The sequence below is a fragment of the Micromonospora sp. NPDC005237 genome (assembly GCF_040607775.1).
GTDB lineage: Bacteria > Actinomycetota > Actinomycetes > Mycobacteriales > Micromonosporaceae > Micromonospora.
In genome coordinates this window covers 419,453-439,986 of the sequence record NZ_JBEXHJ010000001.1, presented here as the reverse complement: position 1 = coordinate 439,986, position 20,534 = coordinate 419,453, and the positions used below count along the sequence as shown (strand labels likewise).

The 20,534-nt window shown below is 69.0% G+C and carries 19 protein-coding genes; 11 read left to right on the top strand and 8 right to left on the bottom strand.

Annotated elements, in window-relative coordinates; genetic code table 11:
* Positions 1-106: 106 nt before the first annotated feature.
* The 7 genes from ABZT87_RS02125 (at position 107) to ABZT87_RS02095 (ending at position 6,403) form a co-directional block, all read left to right on the top strand.
* Positions 107-1,291: a helix-turn-helix domain-containing protein gene (locus ABZT87_RS02125; protein WP_355133018.1), complete on the top strand. Its 1,185-nt coding sequence runs from the start codon at positions 107-109 to the stop codon at positions 1,289-1,291.
* Positions 1,288-1,827: a cysteine hydrolase gene (locus ABZT87_RS02120; protein WP_355133017.1), complete on the top strand. Its 540-nt coding sequence runs from the start codon at positions 1,288-1,290 to the stop codon at positions 1,825-1,827. Before ABZT87_RS02125 ends, ABZT87_RS02120 begins: the two co-directional genes overlap by 4 nt.
* A 68-nt stretch (positions 1,828-1,895) precedes the next feature.
* Positions 1,896-2,408: a flavoprotein gene (locus ABZT87_RS02115; protein ID WP_355133016.1), complete on the top strand. Its 513-nt coding sequence runs from the start codon at positions 1,896-1,898 to the stop codon at positions 2,406-2,408.
* Between the two features lie 583 nt (positions 2,409-2,991).
* Entirely contained in the window at positions 2,992-4,122 is a 1,131-nt protein-coding gene (gene dcm / locus ABZT87_RS02110; protein ID WP_355133014.1) for a DNA (cytosine-5-)-methyltransferase, read from the top strand.
* 37 nt (positions 4,123-4,159) lie between these two features.
* Positions 4,160-4,879 (top strand): GIY-YIG nuclease family protein, encoded by a 720-nt coding sequence (locus ABZT87_RS02105; protein WP_355133012.1) that lies wholly within the window; start codon positions 4,160-4,162, stop codon positions 4,877-4,879.
* On the top strand, positions 4,866-5,354 hold the full coding sequence (locus tag ABZT87_RS02100; RefSeq protein WP_355133010.1) for a very short patch repair endonuclease: 489 nt from the start codon (positions 4,866-4,868) through the stop codon (positions 5,352-5,354). Before ABZT87_RS02105 ends, ABZT87_RS02100 begins: the two co-directional genes overlap by 14 nt.
* 230 nt (positions 5,355-5,584) lie before the next feature.
* Positions 5,585-6,403 (top strand): DUF6551 family protein, encoded by an 819-nt coding sequence (locus ABZT87_RS02095; protein ID WP_355133008.1) that lies wholly within the window; start codon positions 5,585-5,587, stop codon positions 6,401-6,403.
* Between the two features lie 375 nt (positions 6,404-6,778).
* Here ABZT87_RS02095 and ABZT87_RS02090 read toward each other — a convergent pair whose 3' ends face one another.
* Complete coding sequence (locus tag ABZT87_RS02090) at positions 6,779-8,047, bottom strand: cellulose binding domain-containing protein (protein WP_355133006.1); 1,269 nt, start codon at positions 8,045-8,047, stop codon at positions 6,779-6,781.
* Entirely contained in the window at positions 8,044-9,156 is a 1,113-nt protein-coding gene (locus ABZT87_RS02085) for a ricin-type beta-trefoil lectin domain protein (protein WP_355133004.1), read from the bottom strand. The genes ABZT87_RS02090 and ABZT87_RS02085 overlap by 4 nt, the downstream gene beginning before the upstream one ends.
* Before the next feature lie 287 nt (positions 9,157-9,443).
* Between ABZT87_RS02085 and ABZT87_RS02080 the strand changes: the two genes are divergently transcribed.
* Positions 9,444-9,881, top strand: a complete 438-nt coding sequence (locus ABZT87_RS02080) for a VOC family protein (RefSeq protein WP_355133002.1) — start codon at positions 9,444-9,446, stop codon at positions 9,879-9,881.
* A gap of 24 nt (positions 9,882-9,905) precedes the next feature.
* On the opposite strand, the gene ABZT87_RS02075 is transcribed toward ABZT87_RS02080, so the two are convergent.
* The 4 genes from ABZT87_RS02075 to ABZT87_RS02060 all read right to left on the bottom strand — a co-directional run bounded on the left by ABZT87_RS02075 (position 9,906) and on the right by ABZT87_RS02060 (position 14,288).
* Positions 9,906-11,120 carry a hypothetical protein gene (locus tag ABZT87_RS02075; protein ID WP_355133000.1) on the bottom strand — a complete coding sequence of 405 codons (1,215 nt, stop codon included), beginning with the start codon at positions 11,118-11,120 and terminating at the stop codon, positions 9,906-9,908.
* 153 nt (positions 11,121-11,273) lie between these two features.
* Positions 11,274-12,404, bottom strand: coding sequence for an epoxide hydrolase family protein (locus ABZT87_RS02070; protein ID WP_355132998.1), 1,131 nt, complete (start codon positions 12,402-12,404; stop codon positions 11,274-11,276).
* Between the two features lie 143 nt (positions 12,405-12,547).
* Positions 12,548-13,093 carry a hypothetical protein gene (locus ABZT87_RS02065; RefSeq protein ID WP_355063125.1) on the bottom strand — a complete coding sequence of 182 codons (546 nt, stop codon included), beginning with the start codon at positions 13,091-13,093 and terminating at the stop codon, positions 12,548-12,550.
* A 46-nt stretch (positions 13,094-13,139) separates the two neighbouring features.
* Positions 13,140-14,288 carry a hypothetical protein gene (locus ABZT87_RS02060; RefSeq protein ID WP_355132996.1) on the bottom strand — a complete coding sequence of 383 codons (1,149 nt, stop codon included), beginning with the start codon at positions 14,286-14,288 and terminating at the stop codon, positions 13,140-13,142.
* Positions 14,289-14,532: 244 nt separating this feature from the next.
* On the opposite strand from ABZT87_RS02060, the gene ABZT87_RS02055 reads away from it, so the two are divergent.
* Positions 14,533-16,086 carry a gluconokinase gene (locus ABZT87_RS02055; RefSeq protein WP_355132994.1) on the top strand — a complete coding sequence of 518 codons (1,554 nt, stop codon included), beginning with the start codon at positions 14,533-14,535 and terminating at the stop codon, positions 16,084-16,086.
* A gap of 172 nt (positions 16,087-16,258) precedes the next feature.
* A complete protein-coding gene (locus tag ABZT87_RS02050; RefSeq protein ID WP_355133678.1) occupies positions 16,259-17,803 on the top strand; it encodes an SLC13 family permease in 1,545 nt (514 codons plus the stop codon).
* A 15-nt stretch (positions 17,804-17,818) separates the two neighbouring features.
* Here ABZT87_RS02050 and ABZT87_RS02045 read toward each other — a convergent pair whose 3' ends face one another.
* The gene (locus ABZT87_RS02045; RefSeq protein WP_354855893.1) at positions 17,819-18,103 is read right to left on the bottom strand and encodes an antibiotic biosynthesis monooxygenase; all 285 of its coding nucleotides are present in this window, start codon (positions 18,101-18,103) and stop codon (positions 17,819-17,821) included.
* A 156-nt stretch (positions 18,104-18,259) separates the two neighbouring features.
* Here ABZT87_RS02045 and ABZT87_RS02040 point away from each other — a divergent pair, with 156 nt between their 5' ends.
* Positions 18,260-19,681: a serine hydrolase gene (locus ABZT87_RS02040; protein ID WP_355132992.1), complete on the top strand. Its 1,422-nt coding sequence runs from the start codon at positions 18,260-18,262 to the stop codon at positions 19,679-19,681.
* A gap of 7 nt (positions 19,682-19,688) precedes the next feature.
* On the opposite strand, the gene ABZT87_RS02035 is transcribed toward ABZT87_RS02040, so the two are convergent.
* Entirely contained in the window at positions 19,689-20,489 is an 801-nt protein-coding gene (locus tag ABZT87_RS02035; protein WP_355063120.1) for a hypothetical protein, read from the bottom strand.
* Positions 20,490-20,534 lie beyond the last annotated feature (45 nt).

The window sequence follows — 20,534 nt, the reverse complement described above, 5'->3', positions numbered from 1 at the left end:
CCATGCGTCCACCCTGGCCAGGCCCTTGGCTTCCCGGTATGACTACTCGCTGTATCTGCGCTGTACCTACGCTGCACCGGGAGCCGATAGGCTGCCGGAAGCGGCCATGATGCGATGGGAGGCGAGAGCTTTGCCGACTGTCGAAGCGTGGACAGGCCGCGAAACCCGTGCGCTGCGCCAAGCGCTGCGGATGAGCATTCGCGACTTCGCGGAGAACCTCGGTGTCAGTGAGCGCACCGTCTCCAAGTGGGAGGCAGGCCGAGAAGCGGTTCATCCTCGACCGGAGATGCAGGCCGCTCTAGACACTGTGCTGAGTAGAGCCGACAGCCAGGTGGCAGATCGCTTCGTCAGCACCACCAGCAGAGCCGCCCCCCAGCCCAGCACGGTCAGTACGGGTTACAGGGTCCAGTCCCACAAGTTCATTCCGGCCTATGTGGGCGCAGCCGCAGCCGCGGAGTTGGTGGCGCAAGGAGCCTTCCAGCCACGTCACCACGAGTGGCTGGAGGTCGCAGTCGCGGGGTTACCCCATCCAGGGGGAATGTGTACCGCTCACGTCTTCGCCTGCGGTGTCATAGTGCTGCACATCGCGCAGCAGCTGCACTTTTCTGCTCTGGCCGCCCTGGCGGCATGGCGATACGCCAGCTACGAGAATGACGTGCCCTGGGCAGCCGAGCAGGTTGCGAGACTTCTCTCGCCTCTTCCCTCCTCCGCCAACGTCGGGCCCGAGTACGTGCTGTCGATGTACGTCCTGGAGGAGTCGGCCTGGACCGGGGACGAGCTTGAGAACGCCCTGCGCTTGATGAGCCTGCCGTCCGTGCTGGTCAACCGTCACGCAAAGTCCTGTCCCGAACCAGTGGGTGACCACGTCGAGCGCCGGTTGCTAGCCCTAGGCTTCGATCAGCCCTCCCTTCAGCCCTTCGGCGTGCAGGGAGTCTCGGTCGGCTACGCCAGTTGGGCAGGAGTCGCCTACCATGCCCTGTCACCCGAGCGGGCGCTCATGGTTGACGACCTGGTGTCCTGTGAGGTGGACGTGCAGATGCTCTGGGCCTACTGCCGCCACATCGAGCGCCAGGTCGAAGACGGGCGAGACCCGGTCATGCCGCCCGAGTTCGGCTGGCGTTTTCTGCGCGCTGCCCACTCCCGATTGACGACAGCCAGGGCCCGCGAGACGGCGCAGCACTGCATGATGCGCGAGGCGACGCTCTCAACGAGCGGCCTACCGGCACGTCTGATGCAGGCGCAGGTCGCCCTTCGCGAGACTGCGGCGTTGAGTGGCAGAGTCGGCGAATGAGTGAGAGACGCGCCGCGCTGATCGTCATCGACATGCAGAACGGCTTCATCAACGATCGAAGCCGGGGCGTCATCCCCAAGGTCGTCGAGCTGGTCGAGCATTGGGAGGCGACCGGGCGGCCGGTGGTGTTCACTCGCTACCACAACTACCCCGGCAGCCCATTCGAACGACTGATCCATTGGTCCTCGGTGCAGCATCCTCCCGAGACGGAGATCGTGCCCGAGCTGGCGGATCATGCGAGCCGTGCCAGAGCGGTGATCGACAAGAAGATCTACTCGTACTTCTCAGCCGACGGCGCTGCCCTGACGGAACAGGAGGGATGGACCGACCTGCTGTTCTGTGGTGTAGCGACGGAGAGTTGCGTGTTGAAGTCAGCGGTCGACGCCTTCGAGCGTGACCTGACACCGTGGTTCGTGACGGACGCGTCCGCCAGCCACGGAGGACAACCCGCACACGAGGCGGGCCTGTTGGTTGCCCGCAGGTTCATCGGAGCCGGGCAGCTCATCAGCACCGACGACGTGCGCGTCAAATTCTGAGAGACGCCACGACAACCCGGCTCGTATCCAGTCGATCGCACGTCGTCCGACTCGGGCAGACTGCGGTCATGACGGAACGCCCGGTGCTGTATCTGGTCGTCTGCGCCGCCGGCCCCGCGGAGTACATCGACGAGTTGGTCGACCTGCTGATCGCCGACGGCTGGCAGGTGTGCATGATCGTCAGTCCCACGGCCGCGCCGTGGCTCGATCGGGCGGCGTTGCAAGAAAAGACCGGCTACCTCGTACGCGTCGAGTGGCGCATGCCCGGCGACCCCGAGCCGCACCCACCGGCCGATGTGGTGGTGGCCGCGCCGGTCACGTTCAACACGGTGACGAAGTGGGCGCTGGGCATCAACGACACGCTGGCGCTCGGTGTCCTCAACGAGTCGTTGGGCGCGGGCCTACCGATCCTCGCCTTTCCGCACGTCAAGGCGGAGCTGGCCGCCCATCCGGCGTATGCAAGCCGCCTGGCGGTGCTGCGCGCCGCCGGTGTTGTCATCGCCGACGGGAGGACGCTCACTCCAGCCCCGGGTCGTTGGAACGCGGTTATCGAGCGGGCGCGCTGCGCACGACGCTCCTGACGCCATTGCTTGCTGGCGGCCGACTACGGTGAGCCGCCCAGTGCAGAGCCGCGTCGAGCAACGGGTCATGGCCCGGTGCCGGTGCCGTGAGGTACTTGCCGTGCCACAGCCGCACCAGCCCTTCGGCGAAGCCGGTCACCGACTCTTCAGTTGCGGCGGCCAAGAGCAGGGATCCGCGCAGCCCAAGCCTCGGCGTCGGCCGGCGTGTGACCGGCGCGAACAAGCCCGAGCCATGCGAACGGACAGCCGAGTGAAAAGCTGGTCGAAGACGAGGTAACCACCAGCACCTCGGCTCGACGCCGGTTAGATCAGCAAGACATACATGGAGACAGGCGCGGCCTCTGAGCCTATCGAAGACAAGCCTCCGCGAGGACGTCCGCGCCTCTCACGCAAACGGTCTTCGTCCGAACAAGTCAACTCGGAGATCACGTTGAACCGAAAAACAAGACAAATACGAGCAAAACACCCGGCTATCGGTGCAGGCTGGCTAGAACCTATGATCGAATCAACACATCAGCGTGTGGTTGACCGTCGCCTCGAAGCCCGAGCTATAGGGTCAGCAGAGACGGGCGAGGGAGGACGCATGAAGGTCGCACCCATCCGGGCCGCGGAGTTCTTCGCGGGAATCGGCCTAGTCCGTACCGCACTCGAGCCGCTTGGCGTGGACGTCGTCTGGGCGAACGATATCAAGCACGCCAAGTACAATGCCTACGCTGCGAACCATCCCAATGCCTCCGAGCATTTCCAGGTCGGAGATATTCGAGATGTGATGGCAAGCGACCTGCCTGAACGCATCGAGCTTGCCACGAGCAGCTTCCCCTGCATCGATCTTTCGCTGGCAGGCAATCGGAAGGGACTAGTTGGCGCGCAGTCTGGGATGTTCTGGCAATTCGCCCGCGTCCTGCAAGAGATGGCAATACGCCCCTCGGTCGTGCTGCTAGAGAATGTGCACGGGTTTGCCACTAGCCGTGGCGGCCAAGATCTCTCCGATGCCCTTCACTGCATGTCAAACCTTGGGTATTCACTGGACGTTCTTGCAATCGACGCCCGGCACTTCGTGCCGCAGTCTCGGCCCCGCATGTTCATCGTTGGCGTCAAGAAGCAAGATCTGCCGAAAGATGCTCTCCTCGGGGTGCCAGAGGTGAGTGACATTCGGCCAACCTGGATCCAAGCGATCCATGCACGGCACCGTGACCAGATTGATATGCATTATCTCAGCCTGCCACCTCTCCCCAAGGGACCGGAGAACCTCGACGGCATCCTTGAGGAGGTCCCAGACGAGCTGTGGTGGAAACCGGATCGAGTGCAAGCCTTCGTCAGCTCTCTAAGCGAAGTTCAGTTGACTCGCTTCGAAGCGCTGCGCACCGCCGATACCGTCACTTATCGGAGCGCTTACCGCCGCACTCGGCAAGGGGTCTCAATGTGGGAACTGAGGAGAGACGCTATCGCCGGCTGCCTGCGAACCACTGGAGGTGGTTCAAGCAAGCAGGCTCTCGTGAAAGTCGGCAAAGGACGCGAACCTCAGATTCGCTGGATGACGCCACGCGAGTACGCGAACCTCATGGGAGCAGGGTCCTACAAGCTCGTTGCCGGAACGCCCAACCAACAGCTGTTCGGGTTCGGCGACGCTGTAGTCGTAGATGTTGTGAGGTGGATCGGGGAGCATTACCTTCTGCCAGTGCTGAGGCCAGACGTCGAAGTCGATGTCGAGTAAGCTCTCTTCCTTTCGGCCACACGGACATGGAGGCGGAGTGGAGCTACGAAAAATCGATTTGACGACAAACGAACTCCCGCGCGAAGTCAAAGCGATCCGAACCGCTATCGGCCTGGCACTCAAGACTCCCGATCCAATGAGGCCTAGCCAAACGATCGGCCAAGCCAAGGCGGGAATCTACGCCTTCTACGACTACGACGGTGAACCGATCTATGTTGGTCAGACGGCGGAGGGTATCGGCGCGCGAATCGGCCGCCATCTGACGGGCCAACGATCAGATGCGGTAGCGAAATACGTTCTTGATCCTTTCGAGGTTCACACCGTCTCGGTGTGGTCGCTGCCGCATATCGGTGACATGCCTCCAAAAAAGCGGAAGGCAGCCCTAGATCCTTTCGAGTACACGGTTTATCGGCAGTTGCTCGAGAGCAGCGCATTTGGCGCTATCCTAAACGAAGGCGACATCGCTGCAAGCGTATATCAGGAGCTGCCACCTGCAGTAACTCGGGTAATCATTCCCGATGAGATATTTCCTGACCGCAGTCATCCGGATATCCGGATCGCTCGGCGAGCGCAGACCATCTCGCTACTCGCCAAAAACATTAGCGAGCGCAAGGTTTCGAAGGGGCTCCGGCGGGCGCTTGTCACTCAAACCGAACGACTGAACGCTCTCACCCGGAAGCGTTTCGAAGCACTTGGCGGCACCATCGAGATCGAAGGTCGCGAGGGCGAGGTAGAAGAGCCTGATGGTCTTTTCTAGCTTAGACCAGAAACAGAGGCTGCCTTCAACTCCCCCACCTTCCGCCGCTTCCCGCACAATGCGATCGAACCGAAGCCGTGACACCAAGCCGGAGCTCGCTGTTCGACGTGCTCTCTTTGCGAGAGGAAAGCGTTACAGAGTTGGGATGCGGCTGACGCTTCCACAAAGAGCTGTACGTCCGGATATAGTCTTCACTCGCCAACGCTTAGCCATCTTCATTGATGGCTGCTTCTGGCATGGCTGCCCGGAACATGGCAGAATGCCAAAAGACCCCACCGGCTACTGGCATAGCAAGATAGACCGCAACCGAAACCGGGATATGTTGACAGACGCGGCCCTGCAGCAATCCGGCTGGAGGGTCGCGAGAGTCTGGGAACATACCCCGGCGAACGAGGCGGTCGACCTTATCGTCGCCATCCTTGACAGCGACCCCGTCAAGGTTCGCTCGGCCTCAGCGACTTCGGGCACTGATTAACTGCCGCAAATACTACCAACGAGGGAGCCGCGGCAAATGAACCACTGCCGGGGATAGCCGAGGATTTCTCGCTAGCAACACTGCCAGATGACCGCGGGCAGAAAGCTGTCGGAAATCCGATATTGACATCCGTAAGGTCTTGACAAGAAGCCTTTGCGAATGCGAAAGTCCGTAGCCGCCCGCATTCCCGCCAGTTGGCATTCCCCACGCGGGCCACGGAAGGCAGCGCTTTGCCTAAATACGAATACCAACTCGCCCCTCACCGCCTCGAGCTGGTTGACGAATTCCCCCTTGCAGATCTCAAGGTGCACAAAGATGCCCAACGGATGCTTAACTCAAGGCGCGCACAGAAGCTCGCCGAGAAATTTATTCGTGAAGCTGCCGGAGGGATCGCCGTAAGCAAACGTGACAATGGCGAATGTTACATAGTAGATGGACAGCACCGTGTCCACGCCGCTCGCCTCGCGGGTATAACGACTTTACCAGCTGAGGTTCATCACGGACTCACGGTGCAGGGCGAAGCGACCCTCTTCCTCCTGAAGAATCGCGAAGGCGCCAAGCCTGGCGCTCTCGATGAATACAAAGTCGGCCTAACTGCAGCGCTTCCGCTTTTCACTGACACAGAGGCCGTTTTAATTCAGCGAGGGTTAAGAGTCGGAAGCACAAGCACGAACAGCATTGGCGCAGTGTCTGGGATCCTCCGAATCACCGATCAGTACGGCCCAGAGATTCTGGCTCGCACGCTTGACGTTGCCGCAGAGGCGTGGGGTCGAGATGAGGGCCGCTGCTGGGACGGCACGCTAATTGGAGGCCTGGGCACGTTCCTCGGCCGACACGGCGAGCACGTCGACGACAAGGCACTATCGGCCAAACTTGCAAAAAGGGGAAACGCGACACGCTGGATTGGCGAATGCAATTCGTTCGCCAGCGGCTTCGGCACCCAGCAGGCAGGCGGAGGTGGTCGCGTGAGTGCTTGTTATAAGCTAATTCTCGCTGCCTGGAACAGCGGTCGACGCAAGACGCGAGTACCTGAGCAGATTAACTCTTAGAGGATGGCTGGTTCCAGGAGGCTCAAGCAAAATCCCGGAACCAGCTTCTTCGGCACTGACGACGGGGCGGCGCTACACGTCGCGCGGCTCAATTATGCACCTGTTCATAAGACTCGATGGCCGACCTGGGCGCGCGCCGCCGTACCTCTACGCCGGGATCATGACGTACGAGTCACACACCCGGCGCCCGATGCGGATTCTCTGGCGGCTCCACCACGCCTTACCCGCCGACGTCTACGCCACGGCCCGCATCATCGCCGCGTAGCCAGCGCGCCGCGCCCTCGGCCAGCGTCACGTGACGCTGGCCGAGGGCGCGGCAATCGACCGGCGGCTCCGCTCCGAGCCGCACGACGCGCGCTCACCACCGACGACTGCTCACGAGCGGGCGCAGGTCGGTGAGGTGGCGGCTGGCGTACCCGAGCTGAGGAAGCCGAAGGTCGTCGTGCCGCCGGGGGCGAGCGACCCGTTGTAGGAGACGTTGCGGACCGTCGCGGTGGAGCCGCTGGTGCTCAGGGTGCCGTTCCAAACTTGGCTGATGCTCTGGCCGTTGTTGAGGTTCCACGTGACGGTCCAGCCGTTGATGGCGGCGGTGCCCGCGGTCACGGTGACCTCGCCCTGGAAGCCACCGGACCACGAGTTGACGGTGCGGTACGTCGCGGTGCAGGCAGCGCCGGATGGTGGCGGCGTGGTCGGCGCACTCGTGGTTGGCGGGGTGGACGTGGGCGGAGCGGACGTGGGCGGCGTGGTCGTGGGTGGTGACGTCGGCCCGTCCGGCGGAACCAGGGGGCAGGTGGCGTTGTACCGCGAGACGCCGGTGCTGTCGGCCAGTGGGCAGAGGAACTGGGTGTAGCGGCTGTCGTTGTCCAGGAACGTCTTGAGCCAGGGGATCAGGAGTCGCATCACGGTCGGGTTCGACCTGGTGAACGAGAGGTGGTCGTTGCCGGCCAGCTCCGCCCAGGCATGTTCCACGCCGGCGGGCAGAGTGTTGTAGATGCCCTGCACGTAGGAGGGCGTGACCGTGCCGTCGTTCTGTCCCGACAGGAGCATGGTGGGGACCTGGGTGGTGGCCATGTTCAGGTTGTTGCCGGGCGTACCGGGTGCGAGGCCGACCGCCGCCTTCAGGGTCGGCCGCCGGAGGGCGGCGAGGAGGGTTCCGGCCCCGCCCGCCGAGTGGCCCATGACGCCCAGCCGGTTGGGATCGACCCGGTTGCGGATCGGGCTGGTTCGGGTGAGGTAGTCCAGTGCCGCGAGCAGCTGGGTGGCGCGGGCGTCGGCGCCGTCGGTGCGGCTGTTGGTCTCGATGCCGATCACCACGAAGCCGAAGGACGCCAACCAGGGCCCCATCCAGGCTTCCTCGTTGGCGAACAGGGCGGAATAGCCGGGAACGATCGCTACCGCGCCCCAGGTGCCCAGGCTGGTGTCGGTCGGGTAGTAGACGTACCCACCGTTGAAGCCGTTGCCGGCGGGCACTGTCGCCTGTGTCGTGGCGAACGGACCGCGGGTGGCGGCGACGCTGGCCGGGGTCGGATCCGGACCCCGCTGGTACGGGCTGTCCGCGGCGGCCGCGTCCCGTGTCGCTGTCGCCATCGCCAAGCCGAGGACCAGCGCGAGCGCGGCCGTCAGCCATCGTGTTGGCTGCTTCATCTGCGGCTCCACTGCTGGTTGGCCTGGCCGGTGCAGGTCCAGAGGACGAGCTTCGTGCCGTTGGCGGTGCCCTGGTTGTACGGGTCCAGGCAGAGGCCGGACTGCACTCCGGTGATGGTGCCGTTCGCGTTGACGTTCCACTGCTGGTTCGTCCCGCCGTGGCAGTCGTAGATGGTGACCTGGGTGCCCGGGGAGGTGCCGTAGCCGGCGGCGTCAAGGCACTTGTTGCCGTACACGGTCAGCGCCTTGCTGGACGTGTAGGTCCACTGCTGGTTGGTGCCGCCGTGGCAGTCCCACAACTGCACCTGGGTGCCGTTGGTGGTGGAGGAGCCGGGGACGTCGACGCACCTGCCGGACCGGGTGCCCACGATCGTGGTGGTCTGTCCGCCGCCGCTGCTCGGGTTGCCGATGCTTCCGGGCACCGACTGCAACGCGCTGTACCAGCGGGCGGCCATCTTGTCGTAGCCGCCGGCCGTGGGGTGGACGCCGTCGATCAGGTCGGCGGTGGTGAGAGCGCTGTGCATGTCGACCAGGTGCACCCGCTTGCCGGCGTTCACCTTGCTCTGCACGATGCCGGGGATCGCCGCGTTGAAGGTGCGGGCGGCCGCATCCTGGCCGCTGTTGGAGAGCGGAATGAGCTGCGCCACGAAGACCTCGGCGGTGGGCACGGTGCTGGTGATGCGGTCGATCAGCGTGGAGAGCCGGTTCGGCGCGGTGCTCACGTTGTAGTTCTGCAGGATGTCGTTGGTGCCGATGTGCAGCAGGACGGTCTGCGGTCGCTGGGTGTTCAGCCAGCCGACGATGTTGGCGTCGATCTGGTCGATACGCCAGCCGGGATGCCCCTGGTGGTCGTGGTCGCCCAGGCTGGCCGGCCCGTTGAACTGCGATCCGACGAAGTCCACGGTGTACCGGCCGGCGGCGAGACGCTGCCAGAGCCCGATGCGGTACCCGCCGGGCACCTGGGTGCCCTCGGTGATGGAGTCGCCGAGCGGCATCACCCGCACCCCGCCGTTGGATTCCGCGTTGGCCGGCCCGGTGGGTGTCACCACTCCGGCGACCACGACACCGAGCGCGGCGAGCGTCGCGAGCCATCGTGCCCTCGTTCGCATAGCTTTCTCCCCTGGGTTGGTCGAGCTGGCCGAGGGCATGGGCCGACCGGTGGGGTCGCCACGGGCAGCCGGCAACCGTCTGGGAGCGGGGCCGGCCGGACCGAGCAGCCGCCGGCTGCCGGGCGTTCACCCGGCGCGCGCCGATCGTCACATCGGCACGGCGTCACTGCCTCAGCACTGGGACGAGTGTGAGCGTTAACAGCGATGATTGTAGATACATTGGATTGCTCTGGTCTACCGGCAACGTCGGGGCCGGCTGCCGAGGGCTCCCGCGTTAGGTTACGAAGATGGAGCAGCGGATCAGCCTGATCACCCTCGGCGTCTCGGACCTGCCACGCGCCAAGGCGTTCTACGAGCGCCTCGGCTGGCGCGGCCAGGAGGTCGAGGGGACGATCTTCTTTCAGGCCGGCGGCCTGGCCCTCGTCCTGTGGAGCCGCGACAAGCTGGCCGCCGACGCGGACGTCCCCAACCCGGACACGGGTGGCTTCGGCGGAATCACCCTGGCCCAGAACGTCCGCTCACGCGCGGAGGTCGACGAGGTGATGGCCACCGCGAGCGAGGCCGGGGCCGAGGTGACCCAGCCGGCGCGGGAGACGTTCTACGGCGGCTACGCCGGCTACTTCGCCGACCCGGACGGTCACGTCTGGGAGATCGCCTGGAACCCCGGCTTCACGCTCGGCCCGGACGGCTCGCTCACCCTGCCCGACTTCGGCGCCACGACCTGACCCGACCGCAGCAGCAGCCCGAGGTCACGGCCCGGCCGGCGGGCAGAGCAGGCGGTCCACCAGCGGTATCAGCGGATCCAGGCACACCGTCAACAGCGTGGGATCGGGCGTCGTGGTGGGTGACGGGGACGGTTCGGCGGGCCGGGCTGCCGTGGGCGGGGCCGTCGGCGTCGGAGCGGACGTCGGCGACGCGCTGGCCGACGGGGCGGGAGGGCTGGAGGGCACCGGCTCAGCGGGGGGCGCCGCGGCGGTGGTCGGGACCGGAGCGGCAGCAACAACGGCGGACGGGACGGGCGCGGCGGGCCGGGGCGGGGCGGCCGCCGGTGCCCGCGCCGGCTCGGTCGGACGGGCGGGCGGGACCAGGGCCGGCGGTGCCACCAGGACGGCGGGCGCCCGTAGCGGGGCGAGCACACTGGTGTGCCGTACGGCCGGCTCGATGGGCACGATGGTCGCCGCCTCCGCCCGCCGCAGGGGGACGGTCTGCGACGGTCCCACGGCACCGGGGCCCAGCGCCGCGAACACCACCGCCGCGACGGCGGCGACGGCGAGCGCCCGGCGGTCGGGGCGTACCGCCGTCAGCGGCGCGTCGGCCGGCCCGACCGCCGGCAGTGGCACGGGCGGGGATGCCTGGTGCGCGGCCAGCAGGGCGTCGAGCTGCGCGGTGACGGCGGCACGATCCCCGGCAGCCGAAGCAGCCGCGAGGGTGAGATAGAAGCGGACGTTCACGGCGGTGCTGGCCGGGACCAGCAGCCCGGAGAGTCGACAGTCGTCGTGCAGCAGGGTGACGGGCACGCCGGGGTGGTGGGCGGTGCCGCGCAGGTCCGCGTACCGCCACTCGCGCCGGTGCTCGCGGCCAGCGAAGGCCACGCGGTGGCTGGTCACGACGGCCATGCCACTGTCGACGCTCCGCAGGCCCGCAGGCAGGGCCGCGTCGGGTGTCTCGGTGAAGGCGCAGCCGCCGGGCGTGGGCAGGCCGGCGACGTGCCGGGCCTCCGCCTCGACCAGCTCTGCGACGGGTACGACCCGGAAGACGAGTTCGTCGACGTCGAGGTCGACGGGGAGGCCGGTGCGTGGCTGCGTACACCCGAGGAACCCGGCGGCTTCGATGCGTAGCCGAACCAGGTGGTCCCCGCGTAGGCGCCAGGCGGCGGTGGCGTCGCGGTACGCGCGCTGACGCCGCTTGTTCTCGCGCTCGGCCCAGGCGAGCCGCCAGGAGGGAGGTGCCAGCAGTGCGGTCACGGTCACACGCGGTACAACCGCTCACGTACGTGACAGGCAACGCTCGTCGAATCGATGTCTCCCGTTGCGCCCGAAAGGAGAGAATTGACGGGCGCCGACGGCTGCTCCGGCAGAGAACCGGAGCAGCCGCCGATCAGGACGGCAGCGGCAGCCCTACGAGCGCAGCGAGGTGAAGAAGTCCCTCAGCTCAGCGGCGAGCAGGTCCGGCTCCTCCAGCGGCATGAAGTGCCCGCCTCGGCCGGGTTCGCTCCAGTGCCGGATGTCGGTGCAGGCCCGCTCGGCGATCTCCCGCGGGAAGTTGGCCTGCGAGGGTTCGGTGCTCACCGTGAACGCGGCGGGCACGGTGATGTTCGGCCGTGGCGTGTTGTGGCCGAAGTCGACGTACTGCCTGAACGACGAGCCGATCGTGCCGGTCACCCAGTAGAGCGTGATGATCGTGAGCAGCGTGTCGGTGTCGAAGCTGTTCGACAGGTCGCCGCGGTTGTCGCTCCAGTCCCGGTACTTGTCGACGAGCCAGGCGGCCAGCCCGGCCGGGGAGTCGGCCAGCGCCGCCGCGAGGGTGTCCGGCCGGGTGCCCATGATGGCGCTGTAGCCGCCGTCGGTCTCGTCGTACGTGGACTCGGCGTCCAGAAACGCCCGCTCGGCCGCCGAGGGCGGTCGGTCGTCGAAGCTGGCCGGGAACGGTGGATGGATCATGTGGATGCCGGCCACCTGCTCCGGATACAGGGCACCGAGCCAGCCGGTGACCACACCGCCGATGTCGCCGCCGAAGGCGCCGTACCGCTCGTAGCCGAGCACGTCGGTCATCAACTCATGCAGCGTCCGGGCGAGGACCGCCCGGGTCAGCGGCACGTCGGGCAGCTCCGAGTAGCCGAAGCCGGGCAGTGACGGCACCACCACGTCGAACGCGCCACCGAGAGGGCTGGTCAGCCGGTCGACCAGGGGCAGCATCTCGACGAAGCTGCTGGGCCAACCGTGGCTGAGGAGCAACGGCGGCGGCGCGGGCGTACCGGCCGGGCGGGCCGCGCGGACATGCAGGAAGTGCAGCTTCCGGCCGCCGACGAGCGCCAGATACTGGGGGTACGCGTTGAGCGCCGCCTGACGGGCACGCCAGTCGAACCCGTCGTGCCAGTAGGACACCAGGTCCCGCAGGTAGTCGGGATCGGTGCCGCCCTGCCACGGTCGGTCGCCGCTGCGGTCGGTGAAGCGGGTACGGGCCAGTCGGGCCCGCAGGTCGTCGAGGACCGCATCGGAGACGTCGATGCGGAACGGTGAAACAGACATGTGTCCTCCGATGAAGGAGGGCGCACTCCCCGACGCGAAGACGTCAGCTGAGGGGGACGGACGAGAAGGGCGCCCAGACGTGACAACTGGTGTTCACGGGGCTCACCTCCTTCTCGTCGCTGACGCGGAACACCGTACCCCGGTCAGCCCGCGCGCCGCCGATGGGGCAGGGGGCCGAGCAGTGGGCCGTCGGCCGGAAACCGCGACCGGGTACGCGGCGGGTACGCCTCGCAGTGCCCGGCCCACTGGTCGGCGGCGACGGCGAGGGCGTCCGCGGAGACGGTGAGGACCAGCGGATAGACGGCATTGGTCGGCCGGCGCATCCACGGGGGCAGCGACTCGGCGGAGAACTCGACGGTCAACTCCAGCCGGCGGCGGCGGATCGCCCGGGTGCGCAGGGCCAGGTTGGGCTCGGTGAAGCGGACCATCGCCGGCGGCGGGGTCGGCCCGCCGGCCGCCGTCGCCTGACCGTGCAGCCAACTGCCCAGCGCGCGGGCCTCCTCGACCATCAGGCTCGGGTAGTGGTGCGACCAGGTCTGGCCGTCGGCGGTGCGGGCGTCCACCTCGATGAGCAGCCAGTCCTGCCATCCCGGCGCGGCCCGCTCGGGATCGTCGGGCGGGTCGATGCCAGGCTGGTAGCCGACCGGGCGGATCCGCACCCGGGCACCATCATCGGACCGGATCTCCACCCGATCATTCTGGCCGACCGAAGCGGACAATAACCCCCAAATCACGTTACTGAGTGATGGCCCGCCGGACGCCTCGATGCTCGGCGCACGCGCCCGCCCGGCCACCGGCAAGGCTGACCGAGCCGTCCCGGCACTGCACCAGATAGCCCCGGCCCGCCCAGAACTGCGGCACGCAGTCGAACCAGTCGCAGACCTCGGCGGCCGGCCGGCGGATCCGGGTTCCGGCACAGAAGTCGTACCCCAGGGGATTTTCCGGCGCGCCGCAGCGCGGCCCGGCGGTCGCGGTGGACGACGGGCGCGGCGACGACGGCCGCTTCGGCGCGGTGGTGCGCGCGGGCGGCGGGGACACCGGGCGCAGCAGCGCGGGGAGCGCGCTGGGGGTCGACGCCGGAGTGGCCGCCGCCGCGACCTCCGCGCCGCGGGTCGGGCCCGACGGGTTCGAGTCGAGAAGCGCCGCCGGCACCAGTAGGGCGATGCCCGCGGCGACCGCGATGGTCCGACGGCCACCGGGGACGAGCGAGGAGAGCCGGGCCTGCGCCGGCGTGGTCACCGCTGGCCGGAACGGTTTGAGCTGGTCGTGCTCCGCGATCAGCTCGTCGAGCTGGGCGAGCACCGCGGCGCGCTGCTCGATCGCGTCGGCGAAGGCCAGCGTCAGCTTGAACCGGAAGTCCGCCGCCGCGTCGGTGGGCAGCAACAATCCGGAGGTGCGCCGCCGGTCCAGCACCTGGATCAGGGTCACCGGCGCCGCCGGGTCGTGGGCCAGGCCGGTCATCCGGCCGTACGCCCAGTCGCGCCGGCCGCGTCCGCCGAGCAGGACCAGCCGACGGCTGGTGATGACGGCCATGCCGGCATCGGTGACGCGTACGCCGTCGGGCCGGCGTGGGCGCAGCGGCGCGGCCGGCGCGGCTACCGTCAGGTCCGGCGCGGGCAGCACTGTCGTGTGTCGTACCTCGACCAGTTGCGCGGCGGGCAGGGCCCACAGCACGACCTCGTCGTCGACCAGCTCAAGGGGGAGGCCCGCGCCGGCCGCCGCGGAGCCCTGGAAGTCGGCGGCCAGGGCGCGCAGCCGCCGTAACTCGTCGTCGCGTCGCCGCCAGGCCGTCTCCGCGCCGCGGTACGTGCTGACCCGCCGCACGTTCTGCCGCTGCGCCCAGCGGTACCGCCACGTGGAACCCGTCGATTCAGTCTTTGCCACGCCGACTCCTTCGCCGCGCAGGCCACCAATCCGGGGTGCACTCGGATTAACAGTGTTGACGGTCGGCCGGGACACGCCAGGACGGGCGAACTATCCGAATGGCGGAGCAACCCGGACGATAGGGCGATACTGCTGCGTCGATTCACCTTCCGTCGTGTCGTGCGGGGCGGTCGCTGTCTCGGTAACGTCAGCCGCAGCCGGGTGGCGACGCCGCCGCACCGCCCGCACGGAGGGGGTGAGGGTCATGCCGCCAGACACCCTGCCCGGTGTGGTGGTCGGGGTCGACATCGGCACCACGAGCACCAAGACCATGGCGTACGACACCGACGGGCGGCTGCTCGCCAGCCACTCCGCCGGCTACCCCCTCGACGACCCGCACGCCGGGTACGCCGAGCAGGACCCGGAGGTGATCCTCGCCGCCGTCGTCGAGTCGATCCGGGCCGTGGTGACCGAGCTGACCGTCCCGGTCTCCGGCCTGGCCTTCTGCTCCGCCATGCACAGCCTCATCGGGCTCGACGCGGCCGGCAACCCGCTCACGCCGTCGGTGACCTGGGCCGACTCCCGGGCCACCCGCCAGGCCGAGCGGCTGCGGGCCGTGCCGTCCGGGCTGGCCCTGCACCGACGCACCGGTACGCCCATGCACCCGATGTCGCCGCTGCCCAAGCTGCTCTGGTTCGCCGAGCAGGAACCCAAGCTCTTCGAGCGCGTCGCGCACTGGGTCGGCATCAAGGAATGGGTGCTGCTGCGACTCTGCGACGCGCTGGTCACCGACCACTCGATCGCCTCGGCCACCGGCCTGATGAACATCCACACCCTGGAGTGGGACACCGAGGCGCTGACCATCGCCGGCATCACCGAGGAGCAGTTGCCCCAACTGGTCGCCACCACCGCCGTCCTGCCCGGCCTCGCCCCGCGGGCCGCCACCGCCCTCGGCCTGCCGCCGCGCACCCCGGTGGTGGTCGGCGCCGGTGACGGGCCGCTGGCCAACCTGGGCTTGGGCGCGGTGCACCCTGGCATGGTGGCCTGCTCGATCGGCACCAGCGGCGCCATGCGGGTCATGGTCGAACGCCCCGGCGTGGACCCGCTGGGCGGGGTGTTCTGCTACGCGCTGACCGAGGATCGCTGGGCGGTCGGCGGCGCGATCAACAACGGCGGCATCGTCCTCAAGTGGGCGGGCGCGGCGCTCGCGCCGGAGTTGGGCGAGCACCCCGAAGAGGAGCTGGTAGCCCTCGCGGCCCGCGCCCCGGTCGGCTCGGGCGGGCTCATCATGCTGCCGTACCTGCACAGCGAACGCGCTCCACACTGGAGCGCGCTGCCCCGCGGCGCGTACGTCGGGTTGACCCACGGGCACCGCCGCGAACACCTCGTCCGGGCCGCGATGGAGGGGGTCTGCCAACAGCTCGCTCTGGTGCTCAGCTCCGTGCGCGCCGCCGGCAACGAGGTCCGCGAGATCCGGGCCGGTGGCGGTTTCGCCCGCAGTGGCCTGTGGCGGCAGATGCTCGCCGACGTGCTCGGCATGCCGGTGAGCTTCCCGGCCGGCCGCGAGGGGTCGAGCTTCGGCGCCGCGCTGCTCGGCATGCAGGCGCTGGGCCTGATCCCCAGCATCGACGTGGCGGCCGACCTGGTCCGCATCGAGGAGGTCATCCGCCCCGACCCGGCCGCCGCCGCCACGTACGCGGCGCTGCTGCCGCTCTTCGCCGAGCTGTACGACGCGCTGGTGCCCACCTTCACGTCGATGCGTCGGCTGGCACCCGGCCTGCCCGCCGAGCCGGCCACCCCCGCAGGACCACCGATGTAGGCCCTTCGGCCGGCCCCGCCCAGGGCCGACCCCCGTCCCGAAGGTCGTGATCGCCGTGCTCCCACCCCTCGCCCTCGCCGAACCGCTGACCTCTCTCGCCACGCCGGCCTGGCTCACCGCGCCGGCCCCTCTCGCGACGCCGCCCTCGTTCGCGGCCCCGGCTTCGTTCGCGTTGCCGGCCTCGTTCGCTGCGCCAGCCGAGCCGGTCACCACCGCCGGCGACGGCCAACTCGTCGTCGCCGCACTGCTCGGCATCGTCGCCGTGGTGCTGCTGATCGCCTGGGCCAAGGTCCACCCGTTCCTGTCGCTGATCCTCGGCGCGGCGGTGCTCGGCGTGGTCGCCAGCGTCGCGCCCGACAAGATGATCACTTCGTTCACCGGTGGCGTCGGCACCACTGTCGGCGGCGTCGGGCTGCTGATCGCGCTGGGGGCCATGATCGGCGGTCTGCTCGCCGAGTCCGGTGGCGCGGACGGCATCGTCAACCGGGTCGTCGGCCGGGTGTCCGGCCGCGCGCTGCCCTGGGCGATGGCCGGGGTGGCGGCGCTCATCGGGTTGCCGCTCTTCTTCGAGGTCGGCGTGGTGCTGCTGGTGCCGATCGTGCTGCTCGTCTCGATGCGGACCGACGTGCCGCTGATGAAACTCGGCATCCCGGCGTTGGCCGGCCTGTCGGTGCTGCACGGCCTCGTGCCACCGCACCCCGGCCCGCTGGTGGCGATCTCGTCGCTCAACGCCGACCTGGGCCTGACGCTCGGGCTGGGCCTGCTGGTGGCGATCCCCACGGTGATCATCTCGGGGCCGGTCTTCGGCAACTTCATCGCCCGGTACGTGCCGGCGACCGCGCCGGCCGCACTGCTGCCCACCCGCCGCCAGCCCGCCACCCCCGCGGGCACAACCGAAGCGACAGGCACCGCCGGAACGACGGGCACGGCCGGGACGCCGGCTCGGCGCGATGTGGACGGTGACCTGCTCACCGACGACGATCTCGTCAACCCGGGCGGCGGTCGACCGGGCGAGCCGGTGGACGACAGCGGCACGGAGACCGCCCGGCGTACCCCGGCGTTCTGGCCCGCGGTGATCACCGTGCTGCTGCCGGTGGTGCTGATGCTGCTCCGCGCGGTCGGCGAGCTGACGCTGGACGAGGGCACGGCGGGCCGCAAGACGCTCGACATCGTCGGCACGCCGATCGTGGCGCTGCTCGCCGGGGTGATCCTGGCGATGTTCACCCTCGGCTACCAGGCCGGATTCAGCCGGTCCCAGGTCTCCTCGGTGCTCGGCGGTTCGCTGCCCCCGATCGCCGGCATCCTGCTGATCGTGGCGGCCGGCGGCGGGTTCAAGCAGGTGCTGGTGGACGCCGGGGTGGGCAACCTGGTCGCCGACGCCGCCAAGGACGCGAACCTCTCCCCGCTGCTGCTGGGCTGGCTGGTCGCGGTCGGCATCCGGGTGGCCACCGGCTCGGCGACGGTCGCCACCATCACGGCGGCGGGCATCGTGGCACCGCTCGCCGCGACCCTGGACCGGCCGGGGGTGGCGCTGCTGGCACTGGCCATCGGCTGTGGGTCGCTGTTCTTCTCGCACGTCAACGACGCCGGGTTCTGGCTGGTCAAGGAGTACTTCGGCCTGACCGTCGGCCAGACCATCAAGAGCTGGTCGGTGATGGAGACGCTCATCTCGGTGGTCGGCTTCGCTGGCGTACTCCTGCTCGATCTGCTGGTGTAGCGCCCGGGGCGGGGGTCAGGCCGCCTCGACGCCGGAGATCAGATAACGGTGCACGTCGGCGTCGAGGATGGCCGCCGTCTGGGCGTCGCTCGGCCCGGCGCCGCGGAACGCCGCCAACTGCTCCGGGGACTCCCAGCGCTCGAAGACGTGGATGCGGCCCGGGTCGAGTGGATCCGCCGCGAGCAGGAAGTCGAGGCAGCCGGCCGCCGCGCGGGCCTGTTCGATGACCTGCCGGCAACCGGCGAGGTAGTCGTCGCGGGCGTCCGGCTCGACGAGCAGACTGCCGGCAATGATCAACATAGGTGCCTCCCCGGGCCGGGTATCGCTGATGCCCTTGATACCGCAGAGTCATCTTTATACCTCTGAGGTATGTCGCTCCCGGGGACATCGGCGCCCGGACGGGTGACGGCGGTCCCGGCCGCCCAATCCGCCTCCCACGCTTCTTATCGTGCAAACGTGAGAAAAAGCGACAAGAAGTGCTCATCTTCCCTGTTCGCGCCGCACCCCCACGTACCCCTCGGGTGGCTGGCGGCGGCGGTCGCCCTGGTCGTCGTCGCGACGACCGGGCCGGCCACCGCCGACGGCCCCGGCCCGGACCGCCAGAGCACGCCGGGGTACGGAACCGAGCCAGCCAACGACGGACCGGCGGGGAACGACGGACCGGCCGACGGCGGACCAGCCGACGGGAACGGGCCGGTGGACGGGGGCGGGCGCAGCGACGAGCCGGGCGTGGAGCCCGCGCCGGAGCGGGCGCCGACCAGTGAGGTGTCCTGGCTGTCGTTTCCCGGCGGTGCGTTCGCGGTGGACTCGCTCGGGCACACCGTGCGATACCGGGCCTGCGACGGCGACACCGGCCGGGTCGCCGATCCGGACATGCTGGTCGCCGCCGGGGTGGCCAGCGGTGAGGTCACCGTCGAGGGCAGGAGCTTCCGCTACCGGGTGCCGCTGATCGGGCGCAGCGCGGGCACGCTCGTGGTGTCCGGGCCGCAGGCTCAGCCGGTGGAGCTGACCGGCGTGGTGGTCACCAGCCCGCAGCCACCCACCGACCCGGTCGAGGGCGCCCGGCTGTTCCCGCTCAGCGGGCAGCTCGCCCGGGTGGTCGCCGACGCCAGCCTCAACCCGTCCGGGGCCACCGTCCGGGACCTGTCCGGCCGGTACGGCGACCAGCAGGTCTCGGTCAACGGCGCGCTGCGCCCCAAGGCCGCCAGCGTCATCAAGCTGTGGATCCTGGTGGAGCTGCTGCGCCGGGTCGACTGTGGACAGGTCTCGCTCGACGACGGCGTGCTGGTCACCCCGGCGGACGTGGTCGGCGGCACCGGCCAGCTCCAGTTCGAGACGTTCCCGCAGGTGGTCACGCTGTACCGGCTCGCCCGGTACCTGATCAAGTACAGCGACAACGTCGCGGCCAACGTGCTGATCACCTACCTGGGCGGGTTCGCCCCGGTCAACGCGCTGATCGACTCGATGAACCAGCGGTCCACCATCCTGGCCCGCCGGATGCTCGACAGCGCGGCGGCCCAGCGCGGCGAGGAGAACTACACCAGCCCGGACGACGTGGTGTCGCTGCTCGGCGCGGTCTGGGACGGCGAGATCCTCACCCCGGCCTCCCGCGACCTGATGATCGGCTTCATGCGGGAGCAGACCCTGAACACCAAGATCCCGGCGGCGCTGCCACCCGGAGTTCCGGTGGCCCACAAGACCGGCGACCTGCCGGACGCCTCCCACGACGTCGGCTACTACCTGATCCCCGGCACCGAGACCGCCGTCGCGTTCCTCACCGCCGGCCCGATGGCGACCGGCGACGAGACCGTCCGCCGGATGGCCCGGACCGTCTACGACTTCCTGGTCACCCCGAGCGACGGATCGGTGGAGGAGTGAACCGGCGTCAGGCGCCGGGGATGTTCGCCGGCGGGTCCTCCCCGACCAGGTCGGCCGCCGGCGGATCGGCCGTCACCGGCAGCCCGAAATCCGAGTACGTCAGGTCGAGTTGAGCCGTCTTCTCCTGCTCGGTGGCCAGCTCGATCCGGTAACGCACCAACCGGCCCTGCTCGTCCACGCTGGCGGTGAAGGGCACCTTCGCGGCCCGGTCGCCGAGCACTCCGCCGATCCCGCCGCCCAGGACGGCGGCGCTGTCGCGCAGGTCCAGCGTGCCCGCGTACTCCCGGGTGCCGGTCTGGCGGACGGCGGCCGGTGCGGTCAGCGTGCTGGCCAGCCGGGTGTTGTCCAGGCCCTTGTTGGTGACCGGCCGACCCGGCCTGCCGACGTGCCACCAGGTCTTGCCGTCCCAGACCGGGATCCGGCGGTCCGGGGCGCTGACCCGCACGTAGACGTCCGGACCGGTGCTCAGCCGCTCGATCTTCACCTCGCCGTTGGGCACCTTGAGCGAGGTGGTCTCCGTGCCGCGTCGCGCCTTCGGGTCCCACACCAGCACCGTGGTGTCCCCCTCGGCCGTCCCGCCGCTGCCCACCGTCAACCGGTACGGCTGTTCGTCGACCTTCGCGGCGGCGGCGACCAGCACACCGGCCGGATCGGTCGGGGCCGGAGCCGCGCCGGTCGCCGCGGTCGACGTGCCGGCGGACGGGCGGCCCGCGTCCGGCTCGTCACCGGCGGCGACCAGGGCCCACACGCCGGCCGCGACCGCCACGACGAGGACAGCGCCGACGGCGACCAGCTTGGGTTTCTGCACGGTCATCTCCCCTGAGCGGGGCGCGCCCGCCGGCCGGTCGCCGAT

Excerpts from the sequence above, each read along its gene's own strand:
- ABZT87_RS02125 (WP_355133018.1), top strand. The coding sequence starts at position 107 with ATGATGCGATGGGAGGCGAGAGCTTTGCCGACTGTCGAAGCGTGGACA.
- ABZT87_RS02120 (WP_355133017.1), top strand. The coding sequence starts at position 1,288 with ATGAGTGAGAGACGCGCCGCGCTGATCGTCATCGACATGCAGAACGGC.
- ABZT87_RS02115 (WP_355133016.1), top strand. The coding sequence starts at position 1,896 with ATGACGGAACGCCCGGTGCTGTATCTGGTCGTCTGCGCCGCCGGCCCC.
- ABZT87_RS02090 (WP_355133006.1), bottom strand. The coding sequence starts at position 8,047 with ATGAAGCAGCCAACACGATGGCTGACGGCCGCGCTCGCGCTGGTCCTC.
- dcm (WP_355133014.1), top strand. The coding sequence starts at position 2,992 with ATGAAGGTCGCACCCATCCGGGCCGCGGAGTTCTTCGCGGGAATCGGC.
- ABZT87_RS02045 (WP_354855893.1), bottom strand. The coding sequence starts at position 18,103 with ATGTTGATCATTGCCGGCAGTCTGCTCGTCGAGCCGGACGCCCGCGAC.
- ABZT87_RS02085 (WP_355133004.1), bottom strand. The coding sequence starts at position 9,156 with ATGCGAACGAGGGCACGATGGCTCGCGACGCTCGCCGCGCTCGGTGTC.
- ABZT87_RS02080 (WP_355133002.1), top strand. The coding sequence starts at position 9,444 with ATGGAGCAGCGGATCAGCCTGATCACCCTCGGCGTCTCGGACCTGCCA.
- ABZT87_RS02100 (WP_355133010.1), top strand. The coding sequence starts at position 4,866 with ATGGTCTTTTCTAGCTTAGACCAGAAACAGAGGCTGCCTTCAACTCCC.
- ABZT87_RS02055 (WP_355132994.1), top strand. The coding sequence starts at position 14,533 with ATGCCGCCAGACACCCTGCCCGGTGTGGTGGTCGGGGTCGACATCGGC.
- ABZT87_RS02070 (WP_355132998.1), bottom strand. The coding sequence starts at position 12,404 with ATGTCTGTTTCACCGTTCCGCATCGACGTCTCCGATGCGGTCCTCGAC.